This is a genomic window from Vibrio caribbeanicus ATCC BAA-2122 (assembly GCF_000165125.1).
GTDB classification, from domain to species: domain Bacteria; phylum Pseudomonadota; class Gammaproteobacteria; order Enterobacterales; family Vibrionaceae; genus Vibrio; species Vibrio caribbeanicus.
Window position 1 is genome coordinate 13129 of the sequence record NZ_AEIU01000079.1, and the last position, 17056, is coordinate 30184.

At 42.3% G+C, this 17056-nt stretch carries 9 protein-coding genes and 2 pseudogenes; 7 read left to right on the top strand and 4 right to left on the bottom strand.

The genetic code is table 11. The annotated features are described in order from the left end of the window. Positions 1-309 precede the first annotated feature (309 nt). Genes RH40_RS12340 through RH40_RS12350 form a run of 3 tightly spaced genes read left to right on the top strand, consistent with a single transcriptional unit; the run spans position 310 to position 5592 of the window. Positions 310-1422, top strand: coding sequence for an acyl-CoA dehydrogenase family protein (locus RH40_RS12340; protein WP_009601856.1), 1113 nt, complete (start codon positions 310-312; stop codon positions 1420-1422). Beyond that, a complete protein-coding gene (locus tag RH40_RS12345) occupies positions 1419-2393 on the top strand; it encodes an acyl-CoA dehydrogenase family protein (RefSeq protein WP_009601857.1) in 975 nt (324 codons plus the stop codon). Before RH40_RS12340 ends, RH40_RS12345 begins: the two co-directional genes overlap by 4 nt. Further along, positions 2386-5592, top strand: coding sequence for an amino acid adenylation domain-containing protein (locus RH40_RS12350; RefSeq protein ID WP_039954690.1), 3207 nt, complete (start codon positions 2386-2388; stop codon positions 5590-5592). The genes RH40_RS12345 and RH40_RS12350 overlap by 8 nt, the downstream gene beginning before the upstream one ends. Before the next feature lie 218 nt (positions 5593-5810). On the opposite strand, the pseudogene RH40_RS21260 reads toward RH40_RS12350, so the two are convergent. Further along, a pseudogene (locus RH40_RS21260) lies at positions 5811-5936 on the bottom strand (hypothetical protein); the annotation flags it as partial. A 90-nt stretch (positions 5937-6026) separates the two neighbouring features. Between RH40_RS21260 and RH40_RS12355 the strand changes: the two are divergent. From RH40_RS12355 to RH40_RS12365, 3 genes are all read left to right on the top strand, one after another. Further along, positions 6027-7121, top strand: a complete 1095-nt coding sequence (locus RH40_RS12355; protein WP_009601859.1) for a ketoacyl-ACP synthase III — start codon at positions 6027-6029, stop codon at positions 7119-7121. Between the two features lie 100 nt (positions 7122-7221). Next, positions 7222-8349: an exonuclease SbcCD subunit D gene (locus RH40_RS12360; RefSeq protein ID WP_009601860.1), complete on the top strand. Its 1128-nt coding sequence runs from the start codon at positions 7222-7224 to the stop codon at positions 8347-8349. A gap of 12 nt (positions 8350-8361) precedes the next feature. Beyond that, positions 8362-11430, top strand: coding sequence for an SbcC/MukB-like Walker B domain-containing protein (locus RH40_RS12365; protein WP_039954691.1), 3069 nt, complete (start codon positions 8362-8364; stop codon positions 11428-11430). Positions 11431-11432: 2 nt separating this feature from the next. Here RH40_RS12365 and RH40_RS12370 read toward each other — a convergent pair whose 3' ends face one another. From RH40_RS12370 to ylqF, 3 genes and pseudogenes are all read right to left on the bottom strand, one after another. Further along, entirely contained in the window at positions 11433-12401 is a 969-nt protein-coding gene (locus RH40_RS12370; RefSeq protein ID WP_479688112.1) for a TDT family transporter, read from the bottom strand. A 474-nt stretch (positions 12402-12875) separates the two neighbouring features. Then, positions 12876-13885, bottom strand: a pseudogene (locus tag RH40_RS12375) (CobW family GTP-binding protein). A gap of 82 nt (positions 13886-13967) precedes the next feature. Continuing rightward, positions 13968-14912, bottom strand: a complete 945-nt coding sequence (gene ylqF, locus RH40_RS12380) for a ribosome biogenesis GTPase YlqF (RefSeq protein ID WP_009601865.1) — start codon at positions 14910-14912, stop codon at positions 13968-13970. Between the two features lie 398 nt (positions 14913-15310). Here ylqF and RH40_RS12385 point away from each other — a divergent pair, with 398 nt between their 5' ends. Then, a complete protein-coding gene (locus RH40_RS12385) occupies positions 15311-16996 on the top strand; it encodes an AMP-binding protein (RefSeq protein ID WP_009601866.1) in 1686 nt (561 codons plus the stop codon). Positions 16997-17056: the final 60 nt, after the last annotated feature.

The following is a 17056-nucleotide window of genomic DNA, read 5'->3' on the forward strand; positions in this document are numbered from 1 at the left end:
TCAAATTGTAACCTAAGAATTTAGTATGCTGATTCAGTAGTGTTTAGTTATTTATAAAGGCTTTATGGGGTCAAATATACACACTCTAATCAGTGGCCATAATTCATATTCAGGATAGTGTATATAGAAATATGGATATCTAATGGTTTTAAAATTCTAAAACCAAGATATATCTGACCTTAGGACTACATTCCAGCTACGGATTGCTAGCAAACATAATAATCTAGAAGATAATTAACAATAATTCAGATTATGGAAAGTATCTAAAAGCCCTTATATTTTAAAACTCACAGCTTTTTGATGGATGATATGGAATTTAAATCAAAAGTTAAACATATAATTAGTAATTATTCGAAAAGAAATGTAATACACAATCCAGATTCTGAACCAGACATCAGAGGGTTGTGTCAATTACTCGGTATGGAGCAACTTCTGGCTCCATCATGGAGTAAGGAATACGGTGGAATTGACTTAGGTCAGTCGGCAAATTTATTTGTTCTCGAGGAAATAGTAAGCCAAGGCTTATCTGAAACATTGTATCTGCTTAGTGTACATTTCGTCGGTGGAATATTGAATATTGCAGGCACCGAAAGTCAGAAGAATAAATTCTTGCCTGAGATCGCTAAAGGACAGACGTTTTTCTCCATCTTATACACAGAACGTACGTCCGGTTCTGATCTCTCATCGCTAGAAACTCAGGCGGTAAGACTTGATGACGGAACCTTTGTTATAAACGGTGAAAAAATCTACTCCCTTAAGTCACAGCAAGCCGACTACGCATTGTGTGCGGTGAGGACGGACTCGTCCAGTATCGGCCACAATGGGATCACGCTTTTTATTGTTCCTCTCAATGATGAAAATGTCATACTCGAACACTTGGACTCGATCAGTGATGAAAACTTTTGCCGAGTAAGGTTCAATAATTTGCAGGTGACAAGTGAAGATATTGTTGGCGAAATCGATCAAGGATGGCCGCTCATCACTGAGGCGATTTCTCTTGAGCGAACAGGTTTTGATTACTACATAAAAGCAGAGAGGTTTTTCAAAATCCTACATGAGTCAACGCCGTTTTTTCATCGTGGAACATGGGATGATCACTATGTCAACGCACTTGAATTCGAACTAGGCTGCGCAAAAAATCACGTCAATGAGGTATTAAGCGATTTTTTTGCAAACGGAAAAGTCAATGAGTATCAAGGGGCTATTGCCAAGCTCATCTCAAGTGAGTTAGCGGTAAAAATCATAAATTACACCCACGATAACATTGACCAAAGTTCAGTGATCATCCATCAGCCGCAGGTTTATAACAAAATCAGCTCCGCCTATCGAGAGTCACAAGGGTTATTACTGTCTGCCGGTAGCTCAGAGATGATGCTCGAAACCATTGCTAGAAAATCAATTTATGAAGAAGGTGTGATATGAATAGCTTTTTTGAAGCTACCTTAGAAGATTCATTCAAAGCGCTTTACTCTAACGATTTTTTTCAGACCGATGTTAATGATCGGATGAGGAATATTCTCAGCGAGGACAGCCTCATCTTTCATAAACCTAAATCATTGGGTGGATTTGAGCTGGGAGATAAGCATAGGCGTATTTTGGTGAATCAATTTGCTCGTAAAGCCCCCTGTTTGACTGAGCTTGATAAGCTTAGGCTGATCGATTTGCTTTCCTATTGCCCACACAAAGATCTTCGGTTCGATCTTGATGCCATCACACCGATTATCCTCGATAACTGGCATCACTCCGATGTGACCATTATCCGAGATACACAGGGATTCCGGCTCGACGGGGTGATAGGCCGAGTGCAAATGATTAGCCAGCCCATATGTGTCGCCTTTTTCTACGAGAAAAGCGTATACCTGTACAAAACTAACGCTGATAACTTTATTACTGAGGGACAAGAAGCAAACCCAGCGGGACTGGTCGGTGACTTGCTCAGCGTGAAAGGATTGTTTCTCGATGACAGTCAACTCGTCACTAAGGCGGAACTGAACGAAGCGAATTATTACAAACTCATGCGCCAGCATAGAATGGATTTAATGTCTTTCTCTCTGGGCTATTGTCATACTCTGCTGAGCCTTTGTAACAAAAGACTGACCGAAAAAAAACAATTCGGAAAACATTTGTATGAACATCAATATTTGCGTCTGAATTATGCCTCGTTACTCGCTCGATATACTGTCATTGAGCGCGGGTATCACGGTTCGAGTTACCCTGTAAGCGGGCTTGACACCATTAAGTCACTAGTTCTCGATATTTTCAGAACCACGGTACACATCAATGGCTGCTACGGACTGACCGCTGAATCGGAGATTTTTGAGTTCTTCCAAAAAACCACGGCTCTTTCATCGAGAATTAGCAAGGTAGTATCGGATGGAAACTTTAATGAATGAAATTTATGATAATATCACTAAACTGCCATTTAATCAGCGCAAAAAAATCATCAGTCTCATTGATACGAAAGGGCAAGAACAACAAACATCGGTAAGAAACTGGCTCGTTGCTCCTGATTACTATAAATGTGACCGGCAAGCATGGATTGATACAGAACTCTCATTGGCCTATCCGTCGGATGATAACTTGGTGTCTTATATCCTTCTGTCATACGCGTTTGTGTTGTCTCGATATTCCGGAACACACAACTTTAGCATGCGTGGTCTGTTATCCGATCAAGACGTGACTGTCGCCGTAAACCTTCCTACGGACGTAAGAAGCGAGGATGCTCTAACGGCCACACCAACAAACTTAGGTGGGCAACTCCCCCTTTATGTCAATCACTCATACCTCTATGAAACCGAAGGCAATGGAGGGGCATCGAACTTTGGCTTTTTGTATAACACGACAGAGTATATCGATGGGTGTGATGCTGCATTGGTGATGACTGAGTTCGATGGCAATCTAGAGGTAACCGCTTCGTTTAATCCACATGTGTACGATGAAGCGCTCATCGTCTTCATGATGGATAAAGTCAATGCGTGTATCTCCGCTTTTATTGCAGGTCAGAGTGTGGATGACATTTTGGTACTCGGGCCGAAAGGAAAAGAGCTTGATAGGCTGCATGCTTTTTCTTTCGGAAACAGCCTCCCCCTTAAAGAAGCCTCCATTATTCCTAGAATACTGTCTAATATTGAGTTAGGAAAAGAAAGGCCCTGCATAACCCATCCAGACGTGACTCTTTCAAACGAAGACTTGTATGCAAAAGTGAGGCAATTCACGCTAAAGTTAGAAGAGTTGGGGATTGGCAGAGGAGACCGAGTGTGTCTATACGCACAACGTTCTCCTGATGCGGTCGCTGCCATTATCGCCATTCTTTCACTGGGTGCAACGTACGTTCCCGTCGATATCAAAAGCCCTGTGAGTCTGTTGGCGTATATCGTCAAAGATAGTAACTCGAAGCTAATCATTACCAGTGTCATTGAATGGACCACCGAGTTTTCTATTCCCACATTACAGATGGAAGGTGTCGAGTCGCCATCTGCGCAGCATGACGTTAAACTATCTTGCTTGGATTATCGCAAGAGCGATCTAGCCTATATCATTTACACTTCTGGTACCACTGGTAGCCCGAAAGGAGTGAAAATATCGCACGGCTCTCTGGCTAACTTTGTCGCGGGGATCTCAAAAGATTATCAGATCACATCGGAGGATACGGTACTTCAGTTTTCATCCCTAGCGTTCGATGTGTCTGTGTTCGATATATTTTGTAGCCTATTTAACGGCTCTAAGCTAGCGATGATTCCAGATGATCACAAGGCCGATCCTCAAAAGCTCGCTGAGTTTATTTGTCATCAGGGGGTGACAATCGCAGAGATCCCGCCAGTACTGCTTGAGTACCTTAAAAAACATCTTTCCCGGTTGACCTCTCTTCGGCTGCTGTCACTGGGCGGCGAAAAGTTCAGTAATAAGTTCACACTGGAGTTTACTCGAGCGGGTATTGAAGTGGTCAATGGATATGGCCCTACTGAAGCGACAGTGGCGGTGACAACCTATCGATGTCGGGATAATAATGAAGTCAACCCTTCTATCGGAAGGCCTTTGCCCAATGTCAGAACCTTCATCCTAGATGAAAATCATGACCTTGTTCCACTTGGTATGCCTGGTCTCCTATTCGTCGCGGGTCCAAGTTTATCGGAGGGTTATATTAACCTAGATAAAGTGACCGAAGACAGTTTTGTTTGTTTGGTACTGCCTTGGGGCGAAACGATCAGGGCTTATAATACTGGCGATATTTGCCGATTTCGAAGTGATGGTAATCTTGACATCTATGGCCGAAGCGATAGACAGGTCAGTATTAATGGGCATCGAGTGGAGTTGCTACAAATCGAAAACACCGCTTCATCCATGAGTGTGATTGAGCAGTGCTCCGCCATCCACGAAAAAGGGGCGCTGTACCTCTTCTACACCACGAATAAAGACAAGCATATCGCTCCAGAGTTGTTATTCTCCTTGTTAAAAGATGAGTTGCCTTACTATATGATACCATCTAAGGTTATCCATCAAGATGAGATCCCTTTAACGTTAAGTGGCAAGGTTGATGAGTCTAAGCTGAGACGGAAAATTAAGTCCGCATCGCAAAGTTCAGGCTCTCAGGGTGGCAGCGCCATGATGTCCTCGGTAGAAAAAATTGTCCATCAAGCCATTCCCACATTTGATGGTGGCCCTGGTGATGATTTTTTAAATAGTGGCGGCGACTCTCTCGCTATTATTAAAATTGTATCAGATATTAAGAAGACAACAGGCATAGAGCTGACTTCTTACCAAGTTTACTCTAATCCCAACGTATCTTCTCTGGTGACGCTGATCGAAAAAAACGGCTATCAAAGTACGGAGGTGGTAAGAAATGAGTTAGTGCGGTTCCTCAATGAATTGTGGCTTATCAAGAGTCGGCCATCGAAAAAGCCAAAGGAGAGGTTGGTTTTCTTCCATTGTGCTGGCGGATCTCCGTATGACGCTAAACCATGGGAAAAGGATCTTGAAGCTCACGTCGAAGTGTACTTAGTCCACCTGCCAGCGCATGGTAATAGAAAAGGTGAACCACCCTTGAACTCTATCGATGAGATGGCTGAAATTTTAGCTCAAGAGTTGGTCAGCTTTGCTGATCTGCCCCTATCATTTATCGGGCATAGTATGGGGGGACTGCTCGCTTATGAAACGGCAAGAAAGCTAAGCTTACAGGGAGTCGATGTGCGCAATCTCATGGTTGTGGCGTCAAGAAGTCCCAACCTTGAGCCTGACATTAAGATTAGCGATGAGGCGGACGACAAAGCGTTTTTAACAAAGCTATTCAGCTTCGGTCAACCGACGGAAAGATCCAATATTGCTGAGTTGACGCAATTCATAGGCTGCTTACGAGCCGATGCTACTGCTTCAGAAAATTACTATTTGGAGCCCAATAACGCGCTAACGTCCGATTTACACATATTCTTTGGTAAAGACGATCCCTTTACAACCACACAACACCTCGATGAGTGGTCCAAATATACTCAAGGGGCGGTGAATCAATATCTATTTGAAAGTGGCCACTTTGTCATTGAGGAGTGTACGGATCGTTTCTCTCAAATCGTTCGCAATATAATCGGAACTGATAACTAGTTACAAAAGGAAATGTATATGTTCCATTGAGAACTAAAATATCTAGACTTACTTTTAAACATCAAGAATCAGTATCGTGTTTGAAAGTAAGCAGATCTTAACTTAAAGGTTCAAAGTTTGCGACAGAACCCGATAGCTATAGAGGAAGAACGACGAGAACTAAGTGAGAGTAAATATTTAGTCACGTTTAATAAATAAGTGAGTAAGACGTTAAGGTATCCATCAAGTAGGGAAGATTTACATTTGCCACATTGTGGTTCTTCATTAATGCGAGTGGTGGGTACTCTATTAAGTCCATTGCAAGAATAACAGCGAGTAGTGAAGTGGGAAGTAGTTTTTGTCATAGTTTTCTGGATTTTGGTGACACTGAATCATAGACATAGTTATACTCTGAAATAGATGCGTGATTCAAATAACAATTTTAAAGGCTTCTAATGAAAAAGTTCTATGCCGAAATAACAGGTTGGGGTAAATGTTTGCCACCGACTGTGCTCTCTAATGATGATCTCAGTAAGTTTCTCGATACTTCAGACGATTGGATACGTTCTCGTACAGGGATTGAAAATCGTCGAATTAGCCATGTTAATACTTCCGATATGGCGACGGTTGCAGCGAAGCAAGCTTTGGCCTGTGCTGGAATTGACGCTCGTCAGATTGACTTGATTATTGTAGCAACTTGCTCCCCTGATTCCTTGATTCCCAATATCGCTTCCAAGATCGCACAAAACTTAGAAATCGAGTCAGCGACAGCCTTTGATTTAAATGCCGCGTGCACGGGGTTCATTTATGGTTTAGAAACAGGAACGAAACTTCTTCAATCTGGGTGCTATCAACACGCTTTAATCATTGGTGCAGAGCGCCTTTCTTTTTACATTGATTGGAGCCAACGCGATACCGCAGTGCTCTTTGGTGATGGTTCAGGTGCGGTGGTGTTAAGTCGCACCGAAGAGGAAGTTGGGTTAATTAACGCTCAGCTCGGTTGCGATTCTGCAGGTCGAGATATTTTGTCTGTTCCTAAATTTGGTTCCAGTATGGATCGGTTTGCAGCTGATAATGGTTATTGGCATTTTAATTTTATCGGTAAAGAAATATTCAAGCGTGCAGTAAAAGGTATGGGTGCTGCAGCGTCTTGCGTGCTTGAGCGTAGTGGTTTATCGAAAGATGATATTGATGTCGTCGTACCGCACCAAGCGAATATACGCATTATTCAAGCTCTCTGTGACTTGTCGTCCATTCCCCGAGAAAAAGCATTCGTAAATATTCATAAATATGGCAATACTTCTGCAGCAACAGTGCCCATTGCACTTTGTGAATCAGTCGAACAAGGCGCAGTAAAAGCTGGCGATGATATTCTCATGGCAGCCTTTGGCGCTGGCCTAACGTGGGGGGCTGCTCATGTTAGATGGGGGCAGCGAGTTGAGCCCATTGGTAAGTCCGATGCACAGCTTCCCGAATGTAACAAACCAGCACTGGAACTGCTTGAAGAAGCAATTAAGTTCTGTCAGAAACACGGTTCAACACAACAGTAATCCTGCAGAGTCGCTCGTCAAGAGCGACTTTTTCTCTTTCTCCAAAACCCAAATTAATATTATGATATGGGCTCTGACAAGATAATAAAACAGAGCAACCATGAGAATCCTCCACACTTCCGATTGGCATTTAGGACGTCAGTTTCACAATGTTTCTTTAATCGATGAACAACGTAAAGCGCTTGAAGAAATCATTGAATACATTATGCATCATGACGTGGATGTACTGGTTATTGCCGGGGATATATATGACCGTTCCGTCCCTCCAACCTCCGCAGTTGAGCTCATGAATAACTTTGTAAATCGTGTCTGTGGTGAGCTTAATCTGCCTGTAATTATGATTCCGGGTAATCATGATGGTGCCGAACGTTTAGGCTTTGGCTCTCTTCAGATGAAATCGGCTGGGTTACACATTTTATCAAGCTTTGAATCCATGCTTGAGCCAATTACTCTTGAATCTAAAGTGGGTAAATTTGATTTTTATGGAATTCCATATTCAGATCCAGAGGTTGTGCGTCATCGATTCAACCAACCAGTGTCAACTCATGATGAAGCTCATGAACTTCTTGCTAAGTGTATAAAAGAGAGATTTAGACCTAACCATCGCAATATCCTCATTTGCCATTGTTTTGTTGATGGGGCAATGGAGTCGGCATCCGAGCGACCGCTTTCGATTGGTGGTGTTGATCGTGTTAGTCATGAGCATTTTTCTGACTTTGACTACGTTGCTTTGGGCCACCTTCATCAGCCCCAAATGAAGGGCAAAGAGTATATTCGCTATTCTGGTTCATTGATGAAATATAGCTTTTCAGAGCAACATCATCGTAAAGGAATGACCTTAGTGGAGTTTGATGAGAGTGGCCAACCATTGATTGAACATATCAACCTAACTGCGGCTAGGGATATGCGGATTATCGAAGGTGAAATGGAGCAAATATTGGCTGATGGAAAAGCGGATCCACTAAACGAAGACTTCTTGTTGATTAGGTTAATGGACCAGCATGCTATTTTGAACCCTATGGAAAAATTGAGAGCTGTGTATCCGAATGTTCTTCATCTCGAAAAACCAGGTATGTTAATCGGAGTTGAGCAGAATATGGCAGATGCCAAGTTATCTAGAAGTGAACTTGATATGTTTAAAGACTTTTTTACAGAAGCTCAAGGTTGCTCTTTAAGTGAAGAGCAGGGCAGCGCAATATCAAACATTATCGACCAATTAAATCGCTAAACCGGATCACTCATGAAACCTATAAAACTAATAATGCAAGCCTTTGGGCCTTTTGCATCAAAGGAAGTAGTAGACTTTCAAGCGCTTGGTACTCATCCTATCTTTCTGATAAATGGTCCGACGGGAGCGGGTAAGACCTCAATTTTAGATGCCCTTTGTTTTGCGTTATATGGAGAGACGACCAGTAACGAACGTTTAGGTTCGCACATGCGTAGTGATCAGGCTGCGATTAATGTGCCTACCTTTGTTGAGTTACAGTTTATGCTGGGTAAAAAACGTTACCTTGTAACGAGATCGCCTGAGCAAGAAGCACCGAAGTCCAGAGGAGAGGGCTTAACGCTGAAAAAGCATACAGCTAGCCTTTATGAGGTGACGGATGGTGAAACACTGATCACCAGTCGCACTGCTTCTGTTAAGGCAGAAATTACACAGCTTTTAGGACTTAATGAAACTCAATTCCGTCAGGTTATGGTGCTACCGCAAGGGAAGTTTAGAGAGTTACTGCTGGCGAGCTCTAAAGACCGCGAGTTAATTTTTGGCCAACTGTTTCAGACGGATATCTATAAAAAAATTGAAAATAGCTTAAAAGATAAAGCAGGTGCTATCTGTAAGGAAAAAGAAGAGTTTGATAATCAGATTTTAGGTGCCTTAAAAGTTGCAGAAGTAGAGTCTGAAAGTGAATTGCACTGCCAACTCGAAAGTATCGAGCAAGACCTACAGGAATCTGCACAAAAAGAAAGGCAGTATCAGGAGCAGTTAGTAAAACAGCGTGAGAAGTTGCAGTTTTCAGAAGCTATTTGTCAACAATTTAACAAGCTCGAACAGGCTACTAATCAGTTGTCTGAATTTGAAAAAAGTGAGAGTGAAATTGTTGCGATAAAATCAAAATTACACTCAGCAAAGGCAGCTCGAGAGCTCAACCTTCACTATGTGAATTGGCGAGAAGTCGAAAAACAACTGGCTAATTATCAAGAGAAACTCCAGGCTCTTGATTCACAGACACACAGCGCAGAGAAGCATGACAAGGATTGCCAACAAGGTCTTATTTCAGCCCAAAAACAAGCCGAAAATATCGAATGTTTGCAAAAGAACCAATTTGATTTACAAATTATTCGCCAGAAACTCAAAGAAAGAGAACAGCTAGAATTAAAACGAACGCAATATAAAACGGAATGCCAAGGGCTGGAGGCAAAGCGAGAGCAATTTCTAAAACATAAAAATCAGTTGCAAGAGGAAGCAAATCGCTCCGAATCAATGGTTAACAAAGCAAGGCTAGATGTTGCAAACTTAGGTGAATTACAAAGTGACATCATCCGTAGCGAGAAGCTCATTACTGACCTTGAGAAGCTCTCCTCACTTAAATCAGAGCTGAAGATATCCAAGCAAAACGCTGATGTATTCCAGACCAATTTAGATATTGCTAAAAGCGAGCACGATAAGCATTGTTATGAAGCAGATAGTCTCGAGTTGCAATGGCACAATGGACAAGCTGCCATATTGGCTCAAAAGTTACAAAGCGGCCATCCTTGTCCCGTTTGCGGTAGTTTGGAACACCCTTTGCCAGCCACAAGTCAGATTGAATTGATCTCGAGAGAACAAGTTCGGGCAGCTCGTGATCTCGAGAAACAGTCGTTGAATAGACTGCGCGAGTGTGAAAGTCATTTGCATCGTCAGTTGGCTGAATTGCAGGAAAAAGAAAAGACCATTTCTGAAATGCCTGCTGAGCTAGAAAGCCATACCAGTGAGCAAATCGAGGTACTGCGAGCCCAATTGATGGATAAGCGCAACCAGTTTGAGCTATTGAAGAAAATTGATATTAATGCCCTTGAAAATAATGTCATTCAGCTTCGTGAACGTTGTATCAAAGGTGATGAAAAAATTCAGGAAGTTGTGAGCGCTCTGAGTAAAAATAGCTCAACAATGACTTTATTAAACCAGCAAATCGATGAGCTTAATAAGGTGATTGAGGAAAAAGGTTTCGCCTCAATTGCTGAAGTTGATAAAACGGATGATTCTATAGTTAGTCAAATTCAAACATTAAAGCAAAACCTATCTTTGTCACAACGAAATGCTGAGGCCGCTCATAAAGCACTGACTGAAGCTAGAAGTAATCATGCGAGTACCAAAGAGGTCATCGGTGAGACGAGTAAGCGATTGGATGGATTAAAACTGGCTTGGCAAGAAGCGCTCAAAAATTCACAGATACAAACAGAGCAAGCATTTTTAGAGCAGTTATCTGTGCTTGATAAGATTGATAGCTGGCAAGAGCGAGTTGAGGTCTATTATCAAACTAGGATAAAACTCGAACAATCTAAGGCTGATCTCACAGCTCAACTATCCAATACAGAATACCCCAATTTAGAACAACTTCGCCTAGCTTTAGAGCAGACACAACTCCGTTACTCCGAAGCAAGAAAATGGCTTGATTTAAGGCAGTCTATCAAGCATCGACTGCTGAAAGTGAGCTCCGACATTGAAAAGCTACACAATGAAAATCAACGCTTAGATTCTGAGTATCAGGTTTATGGCACACTCTATGAGGTGGCAAGTGGAAAAACGGGGAGTCGCATAAGTCTTCATCGCTTCGTTTTGGGGGTATTGCTTGACGATGTCTTGATTCAAGCCAGTCAGAGAATGGCAACGATGAGTAAAGGTCGGTATCAACTTGTCCGTAAAACTGAAGGTTTCAAAGGCAATGCGGGGAGAGGGCTCGATTTATCTGTGGAAGATGGTTACACGGGTAAAAGTCGTGATGTTGCAACTCTATCTGGTGGTGAGTCATTTATGGCAGCCTTATCCTTAGCGCTTGGTCTGTCTGACGTTGTGCAATCTTATAGTGGTGGAGTACGTCTTGATACCCTATTTATTGATGAGGGGTTTGGTAGTTTAGATCCCGAGTCGATGGATCTTGCTTTACAAACTCTTATCGACTTACAGCAGACGGGACGCATGATAGGGATTATTTCTCATGTGACTGAACTGAAACAGCAAATGTCACTTAGAATTGATGTGGACGCTTCTGCATCAGGCAGCCAGGTTCGTATGGTTAACGCTCACTTCGAGGCGCAGCAGTCGATGTAACTCTACTGATCGCTCAGTGCTGGCCTGTCAATCTTAGGCCAGTACGCTTTAAGGTAGCTGTATGTCACCCATATCACCAGCAATGTTGCAACAAATAACTCCATAAAACCAAACGTATGGAGCCACTCCCATTGCGGAAAGCTTGCGGCGAAGAAATCGGTAAGTCTATACATGGCAATGGTACTGATCACAGAAGGAAAGGTAAGTGCTGCGATTGAAGGCTGAAACTTTTGCTTTAAAAGCCGAAAGTAAGAGAGATAAATGACTAAGGTCATGGTAATGGCGATCCCAGCTAGAGCACCTGTCAGTATTGGATCCGGTCGTTGGAAGTTCACCAAGTAGCTAGCCAGTGCCAAGTTAATTGGGGCGGCCATAATAGCGAGCGTTGGTTTTGCTTTTCTTGGAACAGGGCCTTCAAACAATAGACGATATAGGATCAGTGGAAGCATAAAGAAATAAACAGTGACGCATATGTTGACTAAAGTCACCGAGAAAACATCGTGGCCAAATTTGCTACCCGCTAATGAGCTACTTATGAGCCCTACTGGGTATAAGAACCAGCTTGGGTAAATGTTGGAAATTTTGAAGCTTTTTAATTGAAAGAAAAAAAATAAAGTGAGTAAAGAGACGTGGGCAATAATGGCAATGAACCAAAGGGGGTAGGCGATAATCGGACTGACCACTGCTAGATAATCGGCCAGAATAAGAAGCCCCATGGTTATTGGAGCCATTAAGCTACCGTTGAGGGGGTGCTTTAAGTCACTGATAAAAAGTGGCGTATTGGTTATGTATTTTACAATCACAGGTGCGAGTAATCCTGCCCCCAATAGGGCCAGATATGGTCTTATTGTACCCCCAATGGTTGGAAAGTAGAGCACCCATGCTTGTCCTAACGCAATAACGGCAAGTGCCAGAGCCGCTTGTGCCACTGGAACATTTCGAAATTGAATGTAGTTTTTTATGCTCAACAATCTGACCTGCGCAATCTTTTTATATAAAATGGAGCCAATCATAGCCGATAAAGATATCGAGTAGTATAAAAAACGACCATTTAATGGGGCGTTTTATAAAGTGTCTCAGAATCGATTTCTTTAGAGTAATAACTCTCTTGATAATACTTTGGTTACTGGAGAAAACTAGCATTATACCCAAGGAACTTGAAGTTGATTGGGGAAAGAGATGAAAACTAAATTTTCAAACTTTGAATAGAGAACTTGGATAAGATTTGCTAACTTGAATTTTGCTAAAAATAGACCATAGTTATTAAGTGGGAATTGTTGAATTTACCTGCGTCAAGGAGACCAAGTCCCACATACAATTTGGATGTTTTACGTGACAGTTTTAGCCTCGTTATATGTCAGACCACAGCACTTAGTGGATATACTGATTCGCAAACTCACGATTGAGAACGGGGATGGGCGCGCATTGCGCGCCCTTTTCACATTTTAACTGGGCATAGCGCCGAGTAGCGCTTCCTCAATGTCATTCCAATCTAACGAAGTTTCACTAATTATCTCAACTCTGCTCTCAGATATTGGCTCTAACGTCTCATTGACCGAAGCCACGCCTTGGCAGATATTAAACGTATATTGACCGTTATTGGTCTTAATCACCGCTTTGACGCGTTCGGCAGAAATTTGAGTGAGCAGGCTAAACACGCGATCAAAACGAAATTCAATATCAGCGCGAAATACCCATCCACAACTCACAAAGCCTTGGCCTTTATTGAGCTTTCTTATATGGGGAGTGTCCTCATCTAAGGTAAACTCAGAACTATCATCAGTGAGTGTATCTCCCGCGTGTGTGTGGGAGTGAGAACCCATGCATGAATACTTTGCCTCCACATCCAACAACGCAATATCAAACTGTCCTTGGTTGGTCAGCTGAAAATGGGCTTTTCTTGGTGATTGTTCGTCTATCCACGCATGAAATGTGTTGATTTCTTCTTCACTACAACCTTCCGCTTTATTGCCAATAATGATATCAGCCATTTCTAACTGATCGATAAAGTTCGAATTTGAAAGGTGTCTAACACTGCTTAAATTCCTAGGGTCGACAAGGCCAACGGTTGCCTTAAGCTCAATGTGTTGGTTGAATTGCTCGGAGGAGAGGGTTGAAAAAATCTTTTTTGGGTGCCCCAAGCCTGTTGGTTCGACGATCAATCTATCAGGTTCAGTTTTGAGTAAGGCAACGAGTGCAACTGAGGTAGGTACTCCAGCCGCACAGCACATACAACCGCCTGGCACCTCTTTGATGATGGCACCGCTATCTGAGAGGATGGTACCATCGATACCAACCTCGCCAAACTCATTTACAAGAACGGCCCATTTTTCATGTGCTGGTTTTTGTTTTAATAAGCTTTGAATAGCTGTGGTTTTTGTTTTAATAAGCTTTGAATAGCTGTGGTTTTGCCGCTTCCCAAAAAGCCAGTAATGATATTCGTAGGTACTTTCATAGGTTGTTTTCTTTAATTAGCTGCCTTGCATGCTAGGCAAACCATTTCGTTTAGCCCAGCATCATGAGGTTACTTGGCTATATTAGCGTTTATTCTTTAGATAACGTTTTCTGCGTTCTTCTTTCTTTTTCGCTTTTTCTTCGGCTCTTTTTGCTGTTTCGGCTTCAACTTCAATCAGCTCTTGAGTAATCATCTCTGGGCGCTCTAGAGTAATTTGACCAAGCGTTCCTCCTCTGAGCTCATGGAGAAGTATTTCAGAACATTTGTGAAGATCCACTCTACCACCCGATCTGAGAGCGCCTCGTCTACGGCCAATCTCTTCCATGACTTCAAGATCGCTTTCCGGAAGCGTTTCAATTTCGTATCGCTCTTTTAGTCTCTCGGGGTAAGCTTTGGCGAGATATTCAACGGTGTAAAAGGCCACTTCATCATATTCCATCGCCGTATCTTTAACCGCACCAGTAGCAGCGAGGCGAAATCCACTGTGCGGGTTTTCAACTTTAGGCCACAAAATTCCCGGAGTATCAGAGAGAACAACGCCATTTTGTAAATTAATTCTTTGCTGGCGGCGTGTTACAGCCGGCTGATTTCCAGTTTGTGCCACTGCACGACCCGCTAGGGTATTGATAATGGTTGATTTTCCTACATTAGGGATCCCCATTATCATGGTGCGAATTGATTTACCGATTTCTTCGCGGTGCGGAGCGAGTTTGCGGCATAGCTCGAGGATCTTGTTTACTTCTTGTACACTCGATGTTGTTATCGCAATCGCTTTGATGTTGTTTTCTTTTTCGAAATGATCAATCCATAACTTGGTAAGTTCAGGATCCGCTAAGTCCCTTTTATTCAACACTTTCACCACGGGCTTATCGCCTCGAAGCTCGGATATCATTGGGTTTTCACTACTGAAGGGGATCCTTGCATCTAAAACTTCAATGATAACGTCCACTTGTGGTATCGCTTCTTCGATTTCCTTGCGAGCTTTGTGCATATGTCCAGGAAACCATTGAATTTTATTCGCAACCATCTGAATATTGACCTTGTTTACTAGTGTGAAGATTTGAGTCATCTCTTTAAAGCTGCTTAGGCTCAGAGACTATATAAAGTGTCTTTTGGCGTAGATCGTAACATTTTTTCTTTGTTTTCGGAAACCTAACAATGTTGTGAAACCGCATAGTAGAGTCAGTTAGGTACGCTTTTGCTTTTTCGTATGATAACCGCTCCCTCAACCCCATAATAATCACACCCTAATGAAATAATATTTTTATTATTTCATTATATTTTTGAAGTTTATTTAGGAAACAATTTTATTGTTTTCTTTGTATCTAACTTGATTAATAAATGTGTATCTGAAGAACGTATACTAATTTAAATTTTTATTTTAACTGCCATAATTTATTTTTTTGATTTAATGGAATATAAATTATGATGGTAGGAAACCAAGATACATCAATAAGCTACTCAAAAGGTGATTTTTCTGGCGCGCTTACAGAAGAGACCATAGGATCTCTATTAGAGATTCAAGCGCAACGTTATCCTGAGAGAGAGGCGCTTATTTCAGTGCACCAGAATATAAGACTCTCCTATCGAGACTTGAATGAACAAGTTGATATGCTTGCGTGTGGTCTACTAGATCTTGGTGTGAAACAGGGTGATAGAGTTGGCATATGGGCTCAAAACTGCGTCGAATGGACGATAAGCCAGTACGCTACCGCAAAAATAGGCGCGATATTAGTTTGTATCAATCCTGCCTATCGATCGATGGAACTTGAATTCGCTTTGCAAAAAGTGGAGTGTTCAACATTAATAATGACCCGCTCTTTCAAAACGTCGAACTATATCGAGATCTTAAAAGAAATTATTCCAGAGATCGGCTATTCTGGTGATAAAAACATCACCTCTGAAAGGCTACCCGCGCTTAAATCTCTGGTACTAATTGATGATAGTGAAGAGCAGGGTTTTTACTCTTTTGACAAATTGTTGATTTCAGATGAATCAAAGTTGGAAGAAGTGAGGGCGCTAAGCAGATCACTCCATGCGGAACAGCCCATTAACATTCAATTTACCTCTGGCACAACAGGCTCTCCAAAGGGGGCGACACTGACGCATTTTAATATCCTCAACAATGCTTTTTCTATCGCAGACAAGCTGAAAATGGATGAACATGATAAATTGTGTATCCCTGTTCCTCTCTACCATTGTTTTGGCATGGTTGGGGGCAATCTTACTTGTTTAGCTGCTGGCGCATGTGTGGTGTTAAGTGGTGAAAGCTTCGAGCCTCTTGAAACAATGAAGGCAGTAGAAAGTGAAAAATGTACGATTTTACACGGTGTGCCGACCATGTTTATTGCTCAACTGCGCCATCCTAACTTTTCTGACTTTGATTTAAGTACGCTCAGAAGCGGTGTAATCGCGGGTTCAACTTGTCCTGAAGAGCTGGTTTCTGGAGTCCAAGATAAGATGCATATGGACGGTTTATTGATTGCTTATGGGCAAACAGAAACAAGTCCATTGAGCTGTATGACCGCATTTGATGAGCCACTAGAAAAACGTGTCACAACCGTGGGCAAAGTGTTGCGCCATACAGAAGTGAAAATTATCGATACTGAGGGAGAAGTTGTTGAGTGTGGGGTACCAGGTGAGCTTTGTACACGTGGTTATTGTGTGATGGTTGGATACTGGAATGATGAAGAAAAAACTCGCTCTACGATAGATTCAGAGGGTTGGTTACACTCTGGAGATCTCGCAACAATGGACAGCGAAGGATATGTAAGTATTGTCGGTCGCTCTAAGGATCTCATTATTCGCGGTGGAGAGAATATATTCCCGAGAGATATCGAAGACATTCTGCATGGGTTGGATTCCATTGAAGATGTGGCTATTTTTGGGGTGAAAGACGATTACTATGGCGAGGTTGTGTGTGCTTGGGTCATCACAGCACAAGGGCACACTTGTGAAGAGGAGACGATTCGTCATTACCTGTCAGAGCGCCTCTCACACTTTAAAATACCATCGATAATCCGTTTTGTTGAAGAGTTTCCGCTCACGGTGACAGGAAAGCTTCAGAAGTACAAAATGCGTGAAATGATGGAAGAAGAGTTGGGTCTGTAATTGTCTCAGCAGGCCTCCTTCTAGGCCTGCTATTTTATCTTCTCAATAATATTGGGTTAT